General features: G+C 73.3%; 18 protein-coding genes. 8 read left to right on the top strand and 10 right to left on the bottom strand.

Going from position 1 to position 21,024, the window contains the following annotated elements:
* Positions 1 to 2: 2 nt before the first annotated feature.
* From nadC to ACGFT2_RS28830, 4 genes are read right to left on the bottom strand one after another with little or no spacing between them, the layout of a single operon-like run.
* Positions 3 to 980 (bottom strand): carboxylating nicotinate-nucleotide diphosphorylase, encoded by a 978-nt coding sequence (gene nadC / locus ACGFT2_RS28815; protein ID WP_393283576.1) that lies wholly within the window; start codon positions 978 to 980, stop codon positions 3 to 5.
* Positions 981 to 985: 5 nt separating this feature from the next.
* On the bottom strand, positions 986 to 2,707 hold the full coding sequence (locus ACGFT2_RS28820) for an L-aspartate oxidase (protein ID WP_393283577.1): 1,722 nt from the start codon (positions 2,705 to 2,707) through the stop codon (positions 986 to 988).
* Entirely contained in the window at positions 2,704 to 3,705 is a 1,002-nt protein-coding gene (gene panC / locus ACGFT2_RS28825; protein ID WP_393283579.1) for a pantoate--beta-alanine ligase, read from the bottom strand. The genes ACGFT2_RS28820 and panC overlap by 4 nt, the downstream gene beginning before the upstream one ends.
* Positions 3,702 to 4,673 carry a Rossmann-like and DUF2520 domain-containing protein gene (locus tag ACGFT2_RS28830; protein WP_393283581.1) on the bottom strand — a complete coding sequence of 324 codons (972 nt, stop codon included), beginning with the start codon at positions 4,671 to 4,673 and terminating at the stop codon, positions 3,702 to 3,704. The genes panC and ACGFT2_RS28830 overlap by 4 nt, the downstream gene beginning before the upstream one ends.
* A gap of 288 nt (positions 4,674 to 4,961) precedes the next feature.
* Here ACGFT2_RS28830 and ACGFT2_RS28835 point away from each other — a divergent pair, with 288 nt between their 5' ends.
* Positions 4,962 to 6,158 carry a threonine aldolase family protein gene (locus ACGFT2_RS28835; protein WP_393283583.1) on the top strand — a complete coding sequence of 399 codons (1,197 nt, stop codon included), beginning with the start codon at positions 4,962 to 4,964 and terminating at the stop codon, positions 6,156 to 6,158.
* On the opposite strand, the gene ACGFT2_RS28840 is transcribed toward ACGFT2_RS28835, so the two are convergent.
* The gene (locus ACGFT2_RS28840) at positions 6,155 to 6,364 is read right to left on the bottom strand and encodes a hypothetical protein (protein WP_393283585.1); all 210 of its coding nucleotides are present in this window, start codon (positions 6,362 to 6,364) and stop codon (positions 6,155 to 6,157) included. The two genes, ACGFT2_RS28835 and ACGFT2_RS28840, sit on opposite strands and share 4 nt — an antisense overlap.
* 185 nt (positions 6,365 to 6,549) lie before the next feature.
* Between ACGFT2_RS28840 and ACGFT2_RS28845 the strand changes: the two genes are divergently transcribed.
* On the top strand, positions 6,550 to 7,653 hold the full coding sequence (locus ACGFT2_RS28845) for a DUF5937 family protein (RefSeq protein ID WP_393283588.1): 1,104 nt from the start codon (positions 6,550 to 6,552) through the stop codon (positions 7,651 to 7,653).
* Between the two features lie 59 nt (positions 7,654 to 7,712).
* Here ACGFT2_RS28845 and ACGFT2_RS28850 read toward each other — a convergent pair whose 3' ends face one another.
* On the bottom strand, positions 7,713 to 8,384 hold the full coding sequence (locus ACGFT2_RS28850) for a response regulator (protein WP_393283591.1): 672 nt from the start codon (positions 8,382 to 8,384) through the stop codon (positions 7,713 to 7,715).
* A gap of 197 nt (positions 8,385 to 8,581) precedes the next feature.
* Complete coding sequence (locus ACGFT2_RS28855; RefSeq protein ID WP_393283593.1) at positions 8,582 to 9,787, bottom strand: histidine kinase; 1,206 nt, start codon at positions 9,785 to 9,787, stop codon at positions 8,582 to 8,584.
* Positions 9,788 to 9,905: 118 nt separating this feature from the next.
* On the opposite strand from ACGFT2_RS28855, the gene ACGFT2_RS28860 reads away from it, so the two are divergent.
* On the top strand, positions 9,906 to 10,958 hold the full coding sequence (locus ACGFT2_RS28860) for an SAM-dependent methyltransferase (RefSeq protein ID WP_393283596.1): 1,053 nt from the start codon (positions 9,906 to 9,908) through the stop codon (positions 10,956 to 10,958).
* A gap of 43 nt (positions 10,959 to 11,001) precedes the next feature.
* Here ACGFT2_RS28860 and ACGFT2_RS28865 read toward each other — a convergent pair whose 3' ends face one another.
* Complete coding sequence (locus tag ACGFT2_RS28865; protein WP_393283598.1) at positions 11,002 to 12,153, bottom strand: NADH-quinone oxidoreductase subunit D; 1,152 nt, start codon at positions 12,151 to 12,153, stop codon at positions 11,002 to 11,004.
* Positions 12,154 to 12,184: 31 nt separating this feature from the next.
* Here ACGFT2_RS28865 and ACGFT2_RS28870 point away from each other — a divergent pair, with 31 nt between their 5' ends.
* Both ACGFT2_RS28870 and ACGFT2_RS28875 read left to right on the top strand, forming a co-directional pair.
* Positions 12,185 to 12,688, top strand: a complete 504-nt coding sequence (locus tag ACGFT2_RS28870; RefSeq protein ID WP_393283600.1) for a PH domain-containing protein — start codon at positions 12,185 to 12,187, stop codon at positions 12,686 to 12,688.
* The gene (locus ACGFT2_RS28875; RefSeq protein ID WP_393284021.1) at positions 12,673 to 14,013 is read left to right on the top strand and encodes a PH domain-containing protein; all 1,341 of its coding nucleotides are present in this window, start codon (positions 12,673 to 12,675) and stop codon (positions 14,011 to 14,013) included. The genes ACGFT2_RS28870 and ACGFT2_RS28875 overlap by 16 nt, the downstream gene beginning before the upstream one ends.
* 233 nt (positions 14,014 to 14,246) lie before the next feature.
* Here ACGFT2_RS28875 and ACGFT2_RS28880 read toward each other — a convergent pair whose 3' ends face one another.
* Entirely contained in the window at positions 14,247 to 15,926 is a 1,680-nt protein-coding gene (locus ACGFT2_RS28880; protein ID WP_393283602.1) for a hypothetical protein, read from the bottom strand.
* Between the two features lie 96 nt (positions 15,927 to 16,022).
* Positions 16,023 to 17,150: an alpha/beta hydrolase gene (locus ACGFT2_RS28885; protein ID WP_393283604.1), complete on the bottom strand. Its 1,128-nt coding sequence runs from the start codon at positions 17,148 to 17,150 to the stop codon at positions 16,023 to 16,025.
* A 226-nt stretch (positions 17,151 to 17,376) separates the two neighbouring features.
* Here ACGFT2_RS28885 and ACGFT2_RS28890 point away from each other — a divergent pair, with 226 nt between their 5' ends.
* From ACGFT2_RS28890 to ACGFT2_RS28900, 3 genes are all read left to right on the top strand, one after another.
* Positions 17,377 to 19,191, top strand: coding sequence for a phosphatidylglycerol lysyltransferase domain-containing protein (locus ACGFT2_RS28890; RefSeq protein ID WP_393283606.1), 1,815 nt, complete (start codon positions 17,377 to 17,379; stop codon positions 19,189 to 19,191).
* A gap of 172 nt (positions 19,192 to 19,363) precedes the next feature.
* Positions 19,364 to 20,323, top strand: a complete 960-nt coding sequence (gene folP, locus ACGFT2_RS28895) for a dihydropteroate synthase (protein ID WP_393283609.1) — start codon at positions 19,364 to 19,366, stop codon at positions 20,321 to 20,323.
* A complete protein-coding gene (locus ACGFT2_RS28900; RefSeq protein WP_393283612.1) occupies positions 20,320 to 20,859 on the top strand; it encodes a nuclear transport factor 2 family protein in 540 nt (179 codons plus the stop codon). Before folP ends, ACGFT2_RS28900 begins: the two co-directional genes overlap by 4 nt.
* Positions 20,860 to 21,024 lie beyond the last annotated feature (165 nt).

Genomic DNA, 21,024 nt, shown 5'->3' on the forward strand with positions numbered 1-21,024 from the left:
CGTTACTCCGCCTCGCGCAGATCGAGGCCGATGTCCAGGATCGGCGAGGAGTGGGTGAGCGCGCCGACGGCCAGGAAGTCCACGCCGGTCTCGGCGTACGCGCGCGCGCCCGCCAGCGTCAGCCGGCCGGAGGCCTCCAGCAGGGCGCGTCCGCCGACGATGCCGACGGCCTCCGCGCACTCGCCGGGCGTGAAGTTGTCCAGCAGGATCAGGTCGGCGCCCGCGTCCACGACCTCGCGCAACTGGTGCAGGGTGTCGACCTCGACCTCGATCGGCACCTCCGGGAACGCCTCCCGTACGGCCTTGAAGGCCTGCGCGACACCACCTGCGGCGACCACGTGGTTGTCCTTCACCAGGGCCGCGTCGGACAGCGACATGCGGTGGTTGACGCCACCGCCGGCGCGCACCGCGAACTTCTCCAGCGAACGCAGGCCGGGGGTCGTCTTGCGGGTGTCGCGCACGCGCGTCCCGGTGCCCTCCAGCGTGTCCGCCCACGCGCGCGTGGCGGTCGCGATGCCGGACAGGCGGCACAGGATGTTCAGGGCGCTGCGCTCGGCGGTGAGCAGGTCACGCGTGCGCGTGGTGACCGACAGCAGCTGCTGCCCGGCCTCGACCCGGTCGCCGTCCTCGACGTGCCGCTCGACCTCGAACTCGTCCGTGCAGACCACGGAGAGCACGGCCTCGGCGACCCGCAGGCCGGCCACGACGCCCGCCTCACGCGCGGTGAAGTCGGCGGTGGCCACCGCGTCCTCGGCGATGGTCGAGACGGTCGTCACGTCCACGCCGCCGGCCAGGTCCTCCTGGATGGCCACGTTGACGATGTCCTCGACCTCGACGGGGTCGAGCCCGGCAGCGGCCAGCAGCTCGGCGAGCGCGGGGTCGAGCCCGCACTCCAGATACTCCTCGTCCCCCTCGGCGCCGCAGGCGCAGCCGTCGCCACAGCCGCCGGTCGGGGCGAGGGGAAGGTCGTCGGTGCTCACGTCTGTCACTGCTCCTGGGGGCGCTGGGATTGCCGGGTAGGGGGGAAGTCTGCGGTGTCCGTGGTGCGTACGGCCAGCGACCGGTCCGGGTTGAGCCGTACGACGATGTGGCGCCGCCAGGCGGTGTCGTCGCGCTCGGCGCGGTCCTCGCGCCAGTGACAGCCGCGGGTCTCCTCGCGCAGCCGGGCGGCGGCCACCAGGACGCGGGCCACGCACAGCAGGTTCGTGGCCTCCCAGGTGTCGACGCCGGGCTCGGCGGTCTTGCCGTTCTCGTCGAGCGCCTCACGGGCCTCGCTGTGCAGCCGCTGGAGCTGGTCCGCGGCCCTGGCGAGGGACTCCTCGGAGCGCAGCACGCCCGCGCCGTCGGTCATGATCCGCTGGATGGCGAACCGCGACTCGGGCGCGAGCAGCGGGTGCGCGGGCTTCTCGGGGGCCGGGACGGATGCGGGCACGCGCGCGTGGAGGCCGTTTGCCGCGTGGGCCCCGGCGATGTCGGCGGCGATGCGCTCCGCGTACACCAGGCCTTCGAGGAGGGAGTTGGAGGCGAGCCGGTTGGCGCCGTGCACGCCGGTGCAGGCGACCTCGCCGCACGCGTACAGGCCGGGGACGGTCGTCCGGCCCCGGGCGTCGGTGCGGACGCCCCCGGAGGCGTAGTGGGCGGCCGGGGCGATCGGGATGGGCTCGGTGACCGGGTCGATGCCGTTGGCGCGGCAGGCGGCCAGGATGGTCGGGAAGCGCTGCTCCCACATCTCCGCGCCGAAGTGCCGGGCGTCGAGAAGCATGTGCTCGGCGTCCCGCTCCTGCATCCGCCGCGTGATGCCCTTGGCGACGATGTCCCGGGGCGCCAGCTCGGCCAGTTCGTGCTGGCCCACCATGAAGCGCACGCCGTCGGCGTCGACCAGGTGGGCGCCCTCGCCGCGTACCGCCTCGGACACGAGCGGCTGCTGTCCTTCGGCGTCCGTGCCGAGGAACAGCACGGTCGGGTGGAACTGCACGAACTCCAGGTCGCTGACCTCCGCGCCCGCGCGCAGTGCCAGCGCCACACCGTCCCCGGTCGACACGGACGGGTTGGTGGTCGCGGAGAACACCTGGCCCATGCCGCCGGTGGCGAGAACCACCGCGGGGGCGTGCACGGCGCCCACGCCGTCGTGCTGGCCCTCGCCCATCACGTGCAGGGTGACACCGGCCGTGCGGCCCTCGGCGTCGGTGAGGAGGTCGAGCACGAGTGCGTTCTCGACGGTGCGCAGCCCCCGTGCGCGTACCGCCTCGACGAGTGCCCGGGAGATCTCCGCGCCGGTCGCGTCGCCGCCCGCGTGCGCGATCCGGCGCCGGTGGTGGCCGCCCTCGCGGGTCAGTTCCAGTGCTCCTTCGGAGGACTCGTCGAAGTGGGCGCCGGTTTCGATGAGGCGCCGTACCGCGTCGGGGCCCTCGGTGACGAGGATCCGTACGGCCTCCTCGTCGCACAGGCCCACGCCCGCCACGAGGGTGTCGTCCAGGTGCTGCTCGGGGGTGTCGCCGTCGCCGAGGGCGGCGGCGATGCCGCCCTGTGCCCAGCGCGTGGAGCCGTCGTCGAGGCGGGCCTTGGTGACCACGACCGTGGTGAGCCCGGCGGCCTCGCAGCGCAGGGCCGCGGTCAGGCCCGCCACTCCGGAGCCGACCACGACCACGTCCGCGGAGACGGACCATCCGGGTGCGGGCGCGTGCAGTCGTATGCCTGTGCTGGTCACGAGGCGCCTCCGAGGGATCCGAAGTGGAGGGGGAGGTTGTCGATCAGCCGGGTCCGGCCGACCCGGGCGGCGACGGCGAGGACGGCCTCGCCGGTGAAGTCGGCGCCGATCTCGCTGAAGTCGGACGGGTCCACCAGGGCGAGGTAGTCCAGTGCGAGCGGCGGGTCGAAGCGGACGGCCTCGTCCAGGGCCTGGCGGGCGGCGGCCCGGACGGCCGCCGGGCCGCCGGGAGCGGCCGTGGCCACCGCGTGGGCGTCGGCCGCCGCGCGGGACTCGCCGATGGCGCTCAGCGCCTCGGCACGCGCGTGTGTGGCGGGCACTTCGCGGGCCCGCGCGCGCAGCGCCTCCTGGGCGGCGTGCCGGTCACGGCCCGCGAACAACGCCCGGGACAGCGCGAGCGCGGTGCGGCGCTCGTCGGGCGAGAGGTAGCGGTTGCGGCTGGACAGCGCGAGCCCGTCCTCCTCGCGCACGGTCGGCACGCCGACGATCTCCACGCCGAAGTTCAGGTCGCGCACCATGCGCCGGATCAGGGCCAGCTGCTGGGCGTCCTTCTGCCCGAACAGGGCCACGTCGGGACGGGTCAGGTGCAGCAGCTTGCCGACGACGGTGAGCATGCCGTCGAAGTGGCCGGGCCGGGAGGCGCCCTCCAGCCGCTCGCCCATGGGCCCGGCGGTGATGCGCACCTGGGGTTCACCGCCGGGGTACACCTCGTCCACGGCAGGGGCGAACACGGCGTCCGCGCCCGCCTGCTCGGCGAGCTTCAGGTCGGCGTCGAGGGTGCGCGGATAGCGGTCCAGGTCCTCACCGGCGCCGAACTGCAGGGGGTTGACGAAGACCGTGACGACGACCTCGCCGTCCGGGCCGGCGATCTCGCGCGCGGTGCGGATCAGGGTGGCGTGGCCCTCGTGCAGCGCGCCCATGGTCATCACGACGGCCCGGCGGCCGTGGCGCACACGTGCGTGCAGCTCCGCGGCGGTGCTCAGCAGGGCGGTGCTCATCGGTCGTTCCCCTCGATGCCGTTGGTGCCGTTCGTGCCGGTGCCGTCCGTGCCGTTCGGGCCACCGCTTCCGTCGGCGAGCACTCCGAGCAGGTCCTCGGCGAGTTCGGGCTTCAGCAGTCCGTGCGCGAGTGCCCGGTCCGCGGTCGCGCGGGCCATCGCCAGGTAGCCCGCCACGGTCTGCGGGGCGTGCCTGCGCAGCTCGGTGACGTGCGCGGCGACCGTGCCGGCGTCCCCGCGCGCGACGGGCCCGGTGAGGGCGGCGTCACCGGAACGCAGGGCGTTGTCCAGGGCGGCGCCGAGCAGCGGGCCGAGCATCCGGTCGGGCGCCGCCACGCCTGCCGTGCGCAGCAGGTCCATGGCCTGGGCGACCAGGGTGACCAGGTGGTTGGCGCCGAGCGCGAGAGCCGCGTGGTAGAGCGGGCGGTTCTCCTCGCTGATCCATTCCGGCTCTCCGCCCATCTCGATGACGAGGGCCTCGGCGGCCAGGCGCAGTTCCTCGGGCGCGGTGACGCCGAAGGAGCAGCCGGCGAGGCGCTGCACGTCCACCGGGGTGCCGGTGAAGGTCATCGCCGGATGCAGGGCCAGCGGCAGCGCGCCCGCGCGCAGGGCGGGGTCGAGGACCTTCGTGCCGTACCGGCCGGAGGTGTGCACCAGCAGCTGTCCGGGTCGTACGGCACCGGTCTCGGCGAGGCCGGTGACCAGGCCCGGCAGGGCGTCGTCGGGGACGGTGAGCAGCACGAGGTCGGCGCGCTGCAGGACCTCCGCGGGCGGTACCAGCGGTACGTCCGGGAGCATCGACTCGGCCCGCCTGCGGGAGGCGTCGGAGACTCCGGAGACGGCGACCGGACGGTGTCCGGCGAGCTGGAGGGACGCGGCGAGCGCGGGGCCCACCCGTCCGGCGCCGACGACGCCGACGGTGAGCCGCGCGGGGCGGTCCTTGAGGTCTGGCTGGTGGACTGTACTCACGCTACGGCGGCCTTCCCGTTCCAGTCCGCTGTGGGTACCGGACGATGTACCGAACGATTTCTCGTCATGTTAACGCTATCGGGTCGGGCGGCGACCGGTTGTCCACAGGCTGTGGGTTTCCCCACCCCACGACGCCGGGCTGTCACGGGTCCTCTCGGCCCGTCCGGTGCCGGCGCCCGCGGCCTGTCCGCGCCCTCCGGCCCGGGCGCCCGAGGGAAACCCGGCCCGGCACGGGCGCCCTGGGGAAACCCGGTGCCCTTCCGCGCCCGGCACGGCATGATCCCCGGCATGAGCGACACGACGGGACACGGCACCGGGCAGGACGCCGAGCGGGGCACGGACCGCCCGGGGCAGGAGGGGCTGCGGGAGCGGCGCGCGGCCGCCCGGCGACGGGCGCGGCGCGCGCTGTCCCGCGCGGGCTGGGGAGACACGATCGGCGAGCGTCTCGCGCAGCTGAGCCGGGCGGGCGCCGCGGTGTACGACCTGGACGAGCCGGCCGACGTCTACGGCAACCGGATCGTCGCCGCCCTGGAGGAGCGCGTCGCGGCGCTGCTCGGCACGGAGGCCGCCGCGTTCTTCCCGACGGGCACGATGGCCCAGCAGGTGGCCCTGCGCTGCTGGGCGGGACGCACGGGCGACCCGGCAGTGGCCCTGCACGCCCTGTCCCATCCGGAGGTACACGAGCGGAACGCCTTCAGCCGGGTCAGCGGCCTGCGTCCGGTCAGGGTGGGCAGCGGGCCGCGGCCGCCCACGGCCGCCGAGATACGCGACTTCGAGGAGCCCTTCGGCGCGCTGATGCTGGAACTGCCCCTCAGGGACGCCGGTTTCGTGCTGCCCACCTGGCAGGAGCTGACCGAGGTCGTCGAGGCGGCGCGGGAGCGCGACGCGGTGGTGCACTTCGACGGCGCGCGCCTGTGGGAGTGCACGGACCACTTCGGGCGCCCGCTGGAGGAGATCGCGGGCCTGGCCGACAGCGTCTACGTGTCGTTCTACAAGTCCCTCGACGGCTTCGGCGGCGCCGCCCTCGCCGGTCCGATGACGCTGGTGGAGGAGGCGAAGGCCTGGCGGCACCGGTACGGCGGCATGATCTTCCAGCAGTTCCCGACCGCGCTGTCCGCGCTCGTCGGCCTGGACCGTGAACTGCCGCGGCTGCCCGAGTACGTGCGGCACGCGCGCGTGGTGGCCGGCGCGCTGCGTGAGGGCTTCGCGGCGGCCGGGGTGCCCTGGGCGCGCGTCAACCCGGAGGAGCCGCACACCCACGAGTTCCAGGTCTGGCTGCCGTACGAGCCGGACGTCGTCGCCGAGGCGGCCGTGCGCCAGTGCGAGGAGACCTCGGTGCTGCTCTTCGCTAACGACTGGGCCGGCGCCGGTCCCGGTGTCGCGATGACGGAGGTCACCGTCCGCTCCGCGGGCCTGGAGTGGACGGCCGGCGACGTCCGCGACGCCGTACGGGACTTCGCCGGCCGCCTGCCGGAGAGGCCCTAGCCGACCGCGCGGGGGCGCAGCCGGCGCTCCAGCAGGTGCCGCAGCCGACCCCGTGCCGGCCGCTCGGCGATCACCGCGCGAAAGCGCCGGTGGTCTCGCAGCGCGCGCAGGGTCCCGACGTCGTGGCGGCCCGGCGCCGGCGGTTCCGGCTCGCCGTGCAGGCGGGCGCGATGGCTGTCGAGGAGGTACTGCTGGGTGATGCTCATGGGGGATCGCCTTCCCGGTAGGTCTCGGGACGTGGACTGTTCACCGACCGCTCGGTGACCGATCGGGCTCCGCGGCTGCCCCGGTGCCTCCACACTGCTCGCCGGCCGGGGCGGTTGTCCCGTGGATTGACGGCTGCCGTCAATCCACGGGGTCACTGTCGGTGGCGGCGTGCACGATGGAGGGCATGAGCGTGACCATCGACATCACCGGACTGCCGCCTGAGCGGGTCTGCGTCGTGCCCTCCCCGCTCGCGGAACTGGGAATGGCCCTGCACGCGCTCAGCGAGCCCGGCCACCACCCGGAGCTGCAGGGCTGGGCGACGGCCGTATCGACCCGGCTGGAGCCGGGCCTGGCCGACCGGCTGTGCGAGGCGGACTTCCTGTGGCGTACGACGTTCTCGGACGTCTTCGCCCCGTTCGCCGGAATCCCCGGCGGCCGCGCGATCCCGGGTGCCACGCTCGCCGAGGAACTCGACCAGCTGGACAAGCTGACGGACGAACAGTTCGTCAACGCCGCGCTCGAGTTCACCTGCCAGCTGCGCTACGACCTGAAGGAGCCCGGCCCGCTGGACGACCCGGAGCTGCGCCGGCGCTCCCTGGAACTGGCCGCCGCGCGCGGTGTCGTACAGGAGCGGTTCACCCGCCGCCTGCTGGACGACCCGCCGGTCGTCCGCGCCTGGTTCCGGCAGCTGATGCTGGACTGCGACGAGGCCTTCTTCGCCGACACCTGGGCCCGGATCCAGCCGCAGCTGGCGGCGGACGCCCGGCACAAGACCGAGCTGCTGCGCCGCAAGGGGCTCGGTGAGGCCCTCGCGTCGCTGTCGGGTGCCGTGTCACTGGACGAGGAGGCCGCGCTCATCACGGTCGACAAGCTCCTCGTGGGACGCACCGCCACGGGAGACGGCGGCCTGGTCCTCGTGCCGACCGGCCTCGGCCGCCCCCATCTGATGGTCCTGCACCGGTACGGCTGGCAGCCCTCGATCACCTACCCCACGAGCGGCCCCCGGCCCCAGGCGCCGTCGGTGGAACAGCTCACCCGGCGCTTGGAGGCGCTGGCCCACCCGGTGCGGATGCGGCTGTGCCGGCACCTCGCGCGAGCACCGCACACCACGGGCGAACTGGCCGACGCGCACGGCATGACGGCGCCGGAGATATCCCGGCACCTCACGGTGCTGAAGAAGGCGGGCCTGATCACCGGCTGCCGGCGCGGCCGGTACGTGCAGCACCAGCTGGACCTGTCCGCGGTCGCCCGGCTGGGCAGCGACTTCCTCGAGGGCGTCCTGCGCTGAGACCGCGCGGCGCGGCCACCTCGGCCGTCCCAGCCGTTGCCACCTCGGCCACGGCCGTCTCAGCCGTGGCCGCCCGCGCGCACCAGGCCGGTCTCGTACGCCAGCACCACCACCTGCACCCGGTCGCGCAGCGAGAGCTTGGTCAGGATGCGGCCGACATGGGTCTTCACGGTGGCCTCGCTCAGCACCAGACGGGCGGCGATCTCGCCGTTGGACAGACCCTGCGCGACCAGCACCATCACCTCGCGCTCCCGGTCGGTGAGCCGGTCCAGCTCCTCGTGCCGGGGCTCCTTGCCGGTGGAGGGCAGCATCGGCGCGAAACGGTCCAGCAGGCGCCGCGTGGTGGACGGCGCCACCACCGCGTCACCGCTGTGCACGGCACGGATGGCGGTCAGCAGTTCGCCGGGCGGCACGTCCTTGAGCATGAAACCGGACGCGCCCGCCTTGAGCCCCGAGAAGGCGTATTCGTCCAGGTCGAAGGTGGTCAGGATCAGCACCTTCGGCGGGTTGGGCTCGGAGCAGATGCGCCGGGTGGTCTCCACGCCGTCCAGCTTGGGCATCCGGACGTCCATCAGGATGACGTCGACGGCGGTGGACCGCAGCACCTGCAGGGCCTCGACACCGTCGCCCGCCTCCGCGACGACCTCCATGTCCGGCTGGGCGGCGAGCACCATCCGGAACCCGGTGCGCAGCAGCATCTGGTCGTCGACGAGCATCACGCGGATCGTCATCGGGTCTCTTTCATTCGAGTTCATTCGAGTTCGCTCGGGTTCGTTCACGTTCGTTCGAGTTCGTGCGGTTCGTTCGGGCTCATGCGCTTCGTTCGGATTCGTCCGGCGCTCGGTGCGGGCGGGCGGGCGATGCGGGCTGTAGGGGTACTGGGCACGGGAGCAGGCCTGACGGGTGCAGGCCAGGGCACTGGAGGTCGTCAGTGCGCCGGCTTGAGCGGCAGCAGGGCGCTGATGCGGAATCCTCCGCCCGGGCGCGGACCGGCGTCCAGCGTGCCACCGACCATGCCGACCCGCTCACGCATACCGATCAGGCCGTGCCCCTGGCCGTCGGCGCCGCCCTCCTCGTACAGCTCGTGCGGGGCGCCCTTGCCGTCGTCCTCGACGAGCAGACCGAGCCCGTCGTCGAAGTAGACCAGCCGTACGCTCGCGCCCGCGTCGGGCCCGCCGTGCTTGCGGGTGTTGGTGAGCGCCTCCTGCACGATCCGGTACGCGGTCAGCTCCACGCCGCTGGGCAGCGGGCGCGGGGTGCCCTCGACCTTGAAGTCGACGGGGAGACCGGAGCTGCGGCACTTGTCGACGAGATCGTCGATCTGCTCCACGTCGGGCTGCGGGACGTACTCACCGCTCTCCTGGTGCTCGCCGGTGCGCAGCACGCCCAGCAGGCGGCGCATCTCGGCGAGGGCCTGGCGACCGGTGGAGGAGATCGTCTCCAGCGCCTTCTTGGCCTGGTCGGGTGCGGCGTCCAGGACATAGGCGGCGCCGTCGGCCTGCACGACCATCACGGACACGTTGTGCGCGACGACGTCGTGCAGCTCGCGCGCGATGCGGGCGCGCTCGGCGGCCACCGCGACCTTCGACTGCGCCTCGCGCTCCTTCTCCAGGCGGGCGGCGCGCTCCTCGAGCTGGGCGAAGTAGGCGCGCCGGGTGCGCACGGAGTCGCCGAGCACCCAGGCGAGGGCGAAGGGGACCGTCTGGAAGACCGCTACCGCGATCTGCCCGAGGAAACTGCTGTGCTCGGCGGGCCAGCGGATCTGCGCGAGCGTCGCCGCGCCGAGGCTGACGGCGAGGGCGAGCCTGGAGGCCCAGCGCGCGCCGACCGCCGCGACCGTATAGGTGATCACCAGCATCGCGAAGTCGGCGACGTTCGTCTCGATGTCCAGGACCAGCTGGGCCAGTCCGGTGGCGAGGGCGATCAGCAGCAGCGGTTCCGGGAAGCGGCGGCGCAGCGCCACGACGACGCAGAGGACGGCGGACACGGCCATGCCGCCGGCGAACGTCCCGTGATGACCGGACGCCCCGTCGAGATTGACCGTGCTCAGACCGGACAGCCCGAACAGGACGACGGCCCAGAAGGTGTCGACCCAGGTCGGGTGGCGGCGGAGGAAGTCATAGAGGCGCTGCACGTAACCCAGCGTAGGTAAACCAGACGTGTGCAGGGGTCAACCGGAGGGCCGATCCGCGCCCGGCGCACGTACTCCGCAAGGTGGAGGAGTTGATCATCTGTGCGCCTAGTCTGGTCCGGTGACGGATGAGACGACGGAGGGAAGTCCCCGCGAGGAGCGCGGGCCGCGCGGATGGCGCGCGGCGGCCGAGGCGGCGCTGTACGGGCCCGGCGGCTTCTACCGTCGCCCGGAGGGGCCGGCCGGCCACTTCCGTACGTCCGTGCACGCGTCCCCGCTGTTCGCACGGGCCGTGGCCCGGCTGCTGTGCCGGGTCGACGAGGCACTGGGACGGCCCGCGGTGCTGGACTTCGTCGACATGGGCGCCGGGCGGGGCGAGCTGGTCACGGGCGTGCTCGGCGCGCTGCCCGCCGACGTGGCCGCCCGCGCGCGCGGGTACGCCGTGGAGATCGCCGACCGCCCGGCGGGCCTGGACGCACGGATCACCTGGCTGAGCGAACCTCCCGGGGCGGTCACCGGACTGCTGTTCGCCAACGAGTGGCTGGACAACGTGCCCGTGGACGTCGCCGAGGTGGACCCGGCGGGCGTGCCCCGGCTGGTGCTCGTCGCGCGGGACGGCTCCGAGCGGCTCGGGGAGCGGGTGACCGGCGGGGACGCGGACTGGCTGGCGCGCTGGTGGCCGCTGCCTGCCGAGGAGGGGCTGCGGGCGGAGATCGGACTGCCCCGGGACCTGGCCTGGGCGGCGGCGGTGGGCCGGGTGGTGCGCGGGCTCGCTGTGGCCGTGGACTACGCGCACACCGTGTCCACGCGTCCCGCGTTCGGCACGCTCACCGGTTTCCGCGAGGGGCGCGAGACGGTTCCGGTGCCGGACGGCTCGTGCGACATCACCGCGCATGTGGCCCTGGACGCGTGCGCCGCGGCTCCCACGGACCACACACTCCCTGACGCGGCGCGGACGCTCACCTCCGCGCGCCTGCTCACTCAGCGCGCTGCTCTGCGCGCCCTGGACGTCACCGGCGCACGCCCCCCGCTCGCGCTCGCGTCCACCGACCCCACCGGCTATGTGCGCGCCCTCGCGAGTGCCGGTGAGGCCGCCGAACTCACCGCTCCCGGCGGCCTCGGGGACTTCGGCTGGCTGCTCCAGCCGGTCGGTGTCGCCGACCCGCTCGGCTGAGCCACGCCCACCCGCCGAGCCGTACGCATCCGCTGAGGCACCCCTATTTGTCGATGTCGCCGACCACGAAGAACATCGACCCCAGGATCGCCACCATGTCCGCCACCAGCGTCCCGGGCAGCAGTTCCGTCAGGACCTGGATGTTGTTGTACGACGCCGAGCGCAGCTTCAGCCGGTACGGGGTCTTCTCGCCCTTGCTGACGAGGTAGTAGCCGTTGATGCCGAGCGGGTTCTCGGTCCACGCGTACGTGTGGCCCTCGGGCGCCTTCAGCACCTTCGGAAGGCGCTGGTTGATCGGCCCCGGCGCCAGTTCCGCGAGCCGGTCCAGGCAGGCGTCGGCGAGATCCAGCGCGTTGTGGGTCTGCGCCAGCAGGACCTCGAAGCGCGCGAGGCAGTCGCCCTCGGAGCGGGTGACGACCTTCAGGGTGTCCTGGAGCTCGCCGTACGCCAGGTACGGCTCGTCGCGGCGCAGGTCGAAGTCGACGCCGGAACCGCGCGCGATGGGACCGCTCACGCCGTAGGCGTGCACGGCCTCGGGGGCGAGCGAGCCCACACCGCGCGTGCGCCCGCGGAAGATCTCGTTGCCGAGCACCAGGTCGTCGTAGACGTCCATGCGCGAACGCACGGCGGCGACGGCGGCACGCGCGCGTGCGCTCCACCCGGCCGGCAGGTCCTCCTTCAGGCCACCGACGCGGTTGAACATGTAGTGCATGCGCCCGCCGGAGACCTCCTCCATGACGTTCTGGAGCACCTCGCGCTCCCGGAACGCGTAGAACACCGGCGTGATCCCGCCCAGCTCCAGTGGATAGGAGCCGAGGAACATCAGGTGGTTCAGCACCCGGTTCAGCTCGGCGAGCAGCGTGCGCGTCCACACCGCCCGCTCCGGGACCTCCATGCCGAGCATCCGCTCCACGGCGAGGACCACGCCCAGCTCGTTCGAGAACGCCGACAGCCAGTCGTGGCGGTTGGCGAGCATGATGATCTGCCGGTAGTCCCGCGCCTCGAAGAGCTTCTCGGCGCCGCGGTGCATGTAGCCGATCACCGGCTCCGCGCGCACGATGCGCTCCCCGTCCAGCACCAGCTTCAGCCGCAGCACGCCGTGCGTGGAGGGATGCTGAGGTCCGATGTTGAGCACCATGTCGGTGCTCTCGGCGGCACCGCCGACACCGACCGTGGTCTCCGTCGTAGGAGTCATGGCCCCAGTTTCCCCTACGTACGCTGGGCTCATGGAAACGGGGAGCCGGGAAGAGACCGGGATACCGGACAGCGAGCCGGTGTGGCGGGGACTGGAGCGGGGGCTGCTGCGCGTGCGCCGGCTGCTGGTGGTCGCGTGGACGGCCGTGCTCACGGCCGCCGCCGGCCTGCTGCCGGGGCTGCTGGCGGGCCCCGCGTGGGCGGCCTTCGCGGTGCTGCCGCCGGCCCTGGCCGCGTGGGGCTGGCGGCTGCTGGAGCGGAACTGGCGCTCGTGGCGGTACACCGAGCGCGCCGACGACCTGCTGATCAGCCGCGGTGTCCTGTGGCGCGAGGAGACGGTGGTGCCGTACGGGCGGATGCAGCTCGTGGAGGTGACCTCCGGGCCCCTGGAGCGGCGCTTCGGGCTGGCCACCGTACAGCTGCACACGGCGGCCGCCGCGACCGACGCGACCATCCCCGGCCTGGACCCGGCCGAGGCGGAACGACTGCGCGACCGGCTCACCGAGCTGGGCGAGGCCCGATCGGCGGGCCTGTGACCTCCCCGGACCCCGGCGGCATACCGCAGCGCCCGCCCGTCACCGAACGCCGGCTGCACCCGGTCACCCCCTTCCGCCGGGCGTGGGCGCCGGTCGCCGTCCTGGCCGGCTGGGCTGTGCACGACCCGAACGGCACCCAGGAGCAGCTGGCGCGGCTGACCACCACCATGCTCCTGCTGGGGCTGGCCGTTCTAATGCCGGTGGCGGGCCTCTACGGCTTCCTGTCCTGGTGGTTCACGCACTTCGCGGTCACCGACACCGAGCTGCGCATCCGCACCGGGCTGCTGTTCCGGCGCACCGCGCACATCCGGCTGGAGCGCATCCAGGCGGTGGACGTCTCCCGTCCGCTTCTCGCGCGCGTGGCGGGCGTCGCCAAGCTGCGGATAGACGTCGTCGGCACCGACTCCAAGGACGAACTGGCTTTCCTCGGCGAGCAGGAGGCGCGCACCCTGCGCGCGGAGCTGCTGGCGCGCGCGGCCGGATTCGCGCCCGAGACAGCGCGCGAGGTCGGCGAGGCGCCGGCACGCGAGCTGCTGCGCGTGCCCCCGCGCGTGCTGGTGCGCTCCCTGCTGCTGACGGGCGCCACCTGGGGCTCGCTGTGCGCCGCGCTCGTCGTGCCGTCCGTGCTGTGGGTCGCCACGCACAACGTGTGGACGGTGCTGGTCAGCGCCCTGCCGCTGCTCGGCGCGGCCGGCGCGAGCAGTGCGGGACGGTTCGTCTCCGAGTTCGACTGGACGGTCGGCGAGTCCCCGGACGGCCTGCGCATCGACCGCGGGCTGCTCGACCGCGCGCACGAGACGGTGCCGCCCGGCCGGGTGCAGACCGTACGGATCGTGGAACCGCTCCTGTGGCGGCCGCTCGGCTGGGTCCGGGTGGAACTCGATGTGGCCGGATCCGCGAACTCCGTGCTGATCCCGGTCGCCCCGCGCCCGCTCGCCGAGTCGGTCATCGCGCGCGTGCTGCCCGGCGTGCGGGTCCCCCGGGAGCTGTCGCGCTCCCCGCGGCGGGCCCGGTGGTGCCTGCCGGTGTGGTGGCGCGGGCACCGCATCGCGGTCACCGGCACGGTGTTCGCCACCCGCGACGGCCTGCTGCGCCGCAGGCTCTCGCTCGTCCCGCACGCCAAGGTGCAGAGCGTACGGCTCACCCAGGGCCCCTGGAAGCGGTTCTGGCGGCTCGCCGACGTCCACGTGGACACGGGGGCCGGCAAGACCGTGACGGCCCGGTTGCGGGACGCGGAGGAGGCCGCACGGCTGCTGCACGAGCAGGCGGAGCGGTCCCGTACCGGCCGCCGGGACGCCCGCCCGGACCGCTGGATGACCGGCTGACCGCAAGGGCCAGCCCACGCGCCTCACACCCACCGGCTGACCAACGGCCGGCCCACCCCCGCACCGACCGGCTGAGCACGGGACCCGTCCGCCACCACCGACCGAATGACCGCAAGGGCCCGGCCGCCCCTTGTCCCGGCTTCCCCGCGAAAAGGGCCCGGCCGCCCCTTTCGCGGGGAAGCCGGGCCTGGATGCCGGTGTACCTGGTCTCGTGCGTCCGGTGTCGCTGGGGCTCAGGAAGCCGCGCTGCGCAGCCCCTGGATGTCGATCTGCTCGGTCTCGTCGTGCGCGGTCAGGTCGATGACCTGACCGACACCGCGCGACTGCGCGTCGGCGGGCTTGAACTCGCCCTCCGCCTCGGCCTTGTGCACGGCCAGGGCCTCCTGGCCGACGACATCGGCGAGATCCTCGTTCTGCACGGCGTCCAGCGCGGCCTTCGGGTCGCCCTTCTGGGTGCCGAAGAAGTCGAAGCCGCCCTCGACCACCGGACGCCGCACGGGCGCGGCCGGTACGACGGCCACCGCGGTGGGCACCGTGAAGTGCCCGGCGGGCCGCCGCCCCACCGGCTGCGCGGGCTCGGCCGGTTCGGTCGCGACGCCGGCCGCGGGCTCGTGCCCGCCGGCCGCGGCGGGCTGCGCGTGTTCCCCGCCCGGCTCGCGCTTCTCGCCCTCTGGGGCCGCTACGCCCCCTTCGGCCCCCTGGATGCCTTCGGCCTCTTCGCCTTCGCCCTTCTCGGCGGACGGTTCGGCGACCTCGCCCCGCGAAGCGACCGACTCGTCCCGGACGGCAGCCGACTCGCCCCGGACAGCCGCCGACTCGTCCCGGACGGCAGCGGACTCGCTCGCGGAAGCGCCGGAGTCGTCCTTCACGACGGGTGCCGAGGGTTCTCCTTTGGCGACGGACTCCGCCTCGGCCGCCCCACGGTGCGAGGCCTCCGTCGCGGGAGCGTCCGGCCCGGTGGTGTCCGACCCGGCGGTGTCCGACTCAGGGGCGTCCAGCTCGGATGTGTCCAACTCGGGTGTGTCCAACTCGGCGGCGTCCGACGCGAGTGCGTCCGGCTCGGCCGCGTCCCGCCCGGCGGTCCCCGCTTCGGCGGTACCGCTCGCGGCACGGGCGTCTCCGTCGAACCGGGCCAGGGCCGTCAGCGCCCGCCGGTACAACCGGGCGCCCTCGGGCGAGAACACCGCGGACGCCTTCGCCTCGGCACCGGATGTCCCGGACACCCGGGCGCCCTCGGAACCGTCGGCGCCCTCAAGGCCGTCGGCGCCCTCAAGGCCGTCGGTCCTGTCGAAGTCGTCGGCCCTGTCGAAGTCTTCGGCGTCCTCGAAGTCGTCGGCGTCTGCGGAGCCCTCGGGCTTCTCGGGCTTGTCGGGCTTGTCGGAGCCCTCGCGGGCCGCCTCGATCGCGCCGCGCTCGGCGCTTCGCGCGGGTGGCAGGGCGGGCGAGGACGAGGGCACGGCGGCCTCGATCTCCAGCAGCCGGCGTCCCTCCAGGGCGCTCGCGCGCTCGGTCTCCGCCGTGGCGTACCGGCGCAGCAGGGCCGCGTGCTCGTTGCGCAGGCCCGCCAGTTCCGCTCGCTTGGCACGCAGCCGCTGCTCCAGCTTGGCGCGCAGCTCGCGGGACTCCTCCAGGTCGGTCTCCAGTTCGGCGACCCGTTCCTCGTACCGCCACTCGTCGCCGGCACGCGCGCGTACGAGGTCGGCGACCTGCTTGCCCGCGTGCGTGTCCCAGCGGCGCATCACGACGGCGCCGGCGACCGCGGTCACCGCGGCGGCGGCGGCCAGGGCGCGCAGCACCATGGCTTCGGAGAACGCCCAGGGCCCCAGCGCGCAGACGACGGAGACACCGGCGATCGCCGAGGGAGGCAACAGCCGGTGCAGAGGCGGGGAATGGCGGTGGCGTCCACGTGGCATGGCCAGAAACTTACCGCGCGTAGGCGAATCATGGGCCCCCGCCTCGTAAAAACACGCCACTTCCCGGGCTTCACGGGGCGTCAGGGGCGCGCGGGCTCAGCGGTCGGTGAGCCGTCCGCTCATCCACTGCAGAGTCGCCGGGATCTCGCGCCGCCAGGTGTTGAAGTTGTGACCACCGCTGCCGAGGATGATCGACGCGATCCTGGTCCGGTTCGTGGCCTTCACGCGGTCGATGAACTCGAGCGTGTCCTTGTAGTTGTGCTCGCCCGTCTTGCTGCTGGTGACGAGCAGGGAGGTGTCGGGCGCCGGTTGGTGCTGGAGCAGCCACCACAGGTCGGCACGATTCTGCAGATCCTTGTCGCCGTGGAAGAGGTCGCCGGTCGTGGGGTCGATCGGCGCCCTGTAGTACGGCGAGAGGCCCGCGGCGGCCGCGTACACGCCCGGGTGGTGCATGGCGAGCTTCAGCGCGCAGTAGCCGCCCGTGGAGTCGCCGATGACGCCCCAGCTGCCCGGCCGCTTGCCGACCCGGTAGTGCGCGAGCACCGCATCGGGCAGATCCTTCGCGAAAAACGTTTCCGTCTGCGGGCCGCCCGGGATGTCCACGCACTCCGTGTCCCGCGGCGGTGCCACGGTCGGCCGCATCATCACCATGATCATCGGCTGCATGCGTCCGTCGTCGGCGAGCTGTTGCGCGGTGTTCGGGTACTTCAGCTTCTTCACCAGCGACTCGGCCGTGCCCGGGTAGCCGGTCAGCACGACGGCCGCGGGGAACGTACGCGTGCGGTACTGCGGCTGGAAGTACTCCGGCGGCAGGTACACGTACGCCGGGGTGGCGATGTGGGTCTTGCGGCCGACGATGTCGACCTTCTGGATCTGTCCCCCGATCTCCGGCCGCGAGCTGCGAGCCCCCTTCACCGCGGACGAGGAGATCACCTGGAGCGGGCCGCCGGAACCGCCGCCCGCCGAGTGGTCGACGACGATCCCCTGATCGGTCTCCTTGCCGAACAGGTCCGCCCAGCTGGCGTAGAAGCCGAAGGCCTGGTTGGCGGCGAGCCCGACGGACGCGAAGAGCGCCAGCTGAGTGGCGAGCATCAGACCGACCCGGCCGCTGACGGTGCGCCAGTTCTGCCGAGCCAGGCGCGGCCACAGCCAGACCGTGCCGACGAACAGTGCGACGGCGCACACCACCGTCAGCATCAGCACTTTGTTGCTCGTGAGACCCATGGTCTGTTTCCTGCCTGCACTTTCGGCCCGTGCCGGACCACACGTCTTCGTGTGGACTTGCCCGGGGCTTTCCTCGGCCTTTGACCCGACTTTCCGATGGGGAGTGAACCTTTTTCCCCAAGACACCGTCCTAGAGGGCGCAATGTCGCCGGATGCCCGATCGGGCCCGGGTTCAAGGTCTCTCGCAGAACTACGGGATGCGATGTCTGTCAGGATAGATGGGGAAATGTCGGGCGAGGTTCCGGGTGGATCAAGCCGGGCGCGGCGCATACTGAGTGGCCCGCGCGCCGAGGTGGCCCCCGTTCTGGTCGCCCGGGCTGCCGCGATCGTGGGCGTCCTGGACATCGCCGCAGGTGTGTTCCCGCGCTTCCGGCACAGCCGTATGCACGCCATCGCCGAGGTACTGCCGGGTTCCTTCGGTCCCTTCGCGGCGGCGCTCTCGCTCAGCGCCGGCGTCTTGCTGCTGCTGCTGGCGCACGGGCTGAAGCGGCGCAAGCGCCGGGCCTGGCGGGCCGCGGTCGTGCTGCTGCCGGCGGGAGCGGTGGCGCAGTTGGCCTACCGGCACTCGCTCATCGGCGTACTCATCGCCGTCGCGCTGCTGGTGCCTCTGCTGCGGCACCGTGAGGAGTTCGCGGCGCTGCCCGACCCGCGCAGCCGCTGGCGGGCGCTCGCCAACTTCGTCCTGATGAGCGCGGGTTCGCTGGCTCTGGGACTCGTCATCGTCAACGTCCACCCGGACCGCACGATCGGCGATCCGAGCCTGGCCGACCGGCTCACGCACGTCGTCTACGGCCTGTTCGGCTTCGAGGGCCCGGTCGACTACCAGGGCAACACCTCCTGGACCGTGGCGTTCTCCCTCGGCGCCCTCGGCTGGATCACCGCGGTCACCACCATCTACCTGGCCTTCCGCCCCGAGCACCCGGCCGCCCGCCTCACCGAGGACGACGAGGAGAAACTGCGCGCCCTGCTGGTCAAGCACGGCCGCCGCGACTCCCTCGGCCACTTCGCGCTGCGCCGCGACAAGGCGGTCGTCTTCTCCCCCAGCGGCAAGGCCGCGGTCACCTACCGCGTCGTCTCCGGCGTGATGCTCGCCAGCGGCGACCCCATCGGCGACGTCGAGGCCTGGCCCGGCGCCATCGAACGCTTCATGGACGAGGCGAAGGCCCACTCCTGGACGCCCGCCGTCATGGGCTGCTCGGAGACGGGCGGCGAGGTGTGGACCCGTGAGACCGGCCTCGACGCCCTGGAACTGGGCGACGAGGCGGTGGTCGACGTCGCGGATTTCTCGCTCGCCGGACGCGCGATGCGCAACGTGCGCCAGATGGTCAAGCGCATCGAGCGAGCCGGCTACGAAACCCGGGTACGGCGTATCCGTGACCTCGGCGAGGCCGAGCTGGAGCGCATCCGCCGGGCGGCGGAGGACTGGCGCGGCACCGACACCGAGCGCGGCTTCTCCATGGCACTCGGCCGCATCGGCGACCTCGCCGACTCCGACTGCCTGATCGCCACCGCCCACAAGGCCGACGACGCGCCCGGGGAGTACGGCGACCTGAAGGCGATCCTGCACTTCGTGCCGTGGGGCGAGGACGGGGTCTCGCTGGATCTCATGCGCCGTGACCGCAGTGCCGACCCCGGCATGAACGAACTGCTGATCGTCGCCGCCCTGCAGGCCGCTCCCAAGCTCGGCGTCAAGCGGATCTCGCTGAACTTCGCGATGTTCCGCGCCGCCCTCGCCCGCGGGGAGAAGATCGGCGCCGGCCCGGTGCTGCGCGCCTGGCGCGGGCTGCTGGTGTTCCTCTCGCGCTGGTTCCAGATCGAGTCGCTGTACAAGTTCAACGCCAAGTTCCAGCCGCGCTGGGAACCCCGCTTCGTGGTCTACCGGGCCTCCGCCGACCTGCCCCGCATCGGCTTCGCCGCCATGCAGGCGGAGGGCTTCGTCACTCTCGCCCTGCCGCTGCCGCGCTTCCTGCGCCGGCGGCGCGCCACCACCCCCCGCCCCTGCGCGCACACCATGGCCGAACACGACGTCCGAGCGGCCTGAGCCCCGGACGGGTCCGGCCCGGCAGCCGACCCGGGCGGAAGTCCCACCCCCTCCGGTCCAGGGACTTCCGCCCGGGCCGCCACTTGGATCACGGGGCCTGTCGGGCCGCCCCGCCCCGGCCGGGGCCCCGGTGCGCGTCGGCCGCGGGCCCGGCGGAGCCTACGCTGGAGGCATGAACAGCTTGTACGGGCGGGGCCACGTCACAGGACTTCCCGAATGGGACCGCTGCGCGGTCATGGGTGTGGTCAATGTGACCCCCGACTCGTTCTCCGACGGCGGCCGCTGGTTCGACACGACGGCCGCCGTCAAACACGGCCTCGAACTGGTCGCCGAGGGCGCGGACCTGGTCGACGTCGGCGGCGAATCCACCCGGCCGGGCGCCGCCCGCGTGGACGAGGACGAGGAACTCAGGCGCGTCATCCCCGTCGTGCGCGGCCTCGCCTCCGAGGGTGTGGTCGTCTCCGTCGACACCATGCGCGCCTCGGTCGCGGAACGGTCCCTGGCGGCCGGCGCCGCCCTCGTCAACGACGTCAGCGGCGGTCTCGCCGACCCGGCGATGATCCCGGCGGTCGCCGACGCGGGCGCCCCGTTCGTCGTCATGCACTGGCGCGGCTTCCTCCAGGGCGGCAACGTCAAGGGCACCTACGACGACGTCGTCGCCGAAGTCGTGGACGAGCTGCACGCGCGCGTGGAGGCCGTTCTGGCGGGCGGCATCGCCGCCGACCGCATCGTCGTCGACCCGGGTCTCGGCTTCTCCAAGGAGGCCGGGCACGACCTCGCCCTCCTCTCCCACCTGGACCGCCTGCACGACCTCGGTCACCCGCTGCTGGTCGCCGCCTCCCGCAAGCGGTTCCTCGGCCGGGTCCTCGCCGGTCCCGAGGGGGCTCCACCGCCCGCCCGGGAGCGCGACGCCGCCACCGCCGCCGTCTCCGCGCTCGCGGCACACGCCGGCGCATGGGCGGTGCGCGTGCACGAGGTACGCGCCACGGCCGACGCGGTACGGGTCGCGCGCGCCGTCGAGTGGGCCCGCGCGGAGGGACCGGGACCCGACGTGAGATCCGGGCAAGGGGCGCACGGCTCCGAACACGCGCCCGGCGGTACCGGCGAGCGCGGGGCGGAGGGCCGGCGGTGAGCGCCCCCCATACCGACGTGGAGCAGGTGGAGGGCGCCAACACCGCCTTCTACGAGGCCCTCGAGCGCGGCGACTTCGACGAGGTCTCCTCGCTCTGGCTCACCCCTGCCGACCTCGGCGTCGACGAGGAGTACCACGATCCCGCGGACAGCGGCGTGATCTCCTGCGTGCACCCCGGCTGGCCGGTCCTCACCGGCCGCGGCGACGTCCTCAGGTCATATGCCCTGATCATGGCCAACACCGACTACATCCAGTTCTTCCTCACCGACGTCCACGTCTCCGTGACCGGTGACACCGCGCTCGTGTCGTGCACGGAGAACATCCTCAGCGGCGGCCCGGCGCCGGAGGAGGGCGCGGAACTGGGCCCCCTGGTCGGCCAGCTCGTCGTCGCCACGAACGTGTTCCGGCGCACCCCTTCCGGCTGGAAGCTCTGGTCGCACCACGCCTCCCCCGTCCTGACCGAGAGCGACGACGGCGACGACGAGGACGACGGCACCGTGAACGGCGTCGACCCGGGCGACGAACCCCTCGCCTGAGCGGACGGCCGACCCGGCGGCCACCCGGGAGAAGGTCGTAGGAGTCAGAAGTGGTTGGAATCACCTACCCCCGGGTAGGAGCGGCTACCACCCCATGAAGCCCCCGGGTTCCCCGGGGGAAACACGGAGTGAACCTCCAGGTCCCGGCCCGGTCCTCCGCCCGCG

The sequence above is a fragment of the Streptomyces sp. NPDC048514 genome, from assembly GCF_043199955.1.
Taxonomy (GTDB): Bacteria; Actinomycetota; Actinomycetes; order Streptomycetales; family Streptomycetaceae; genus Streptomyces.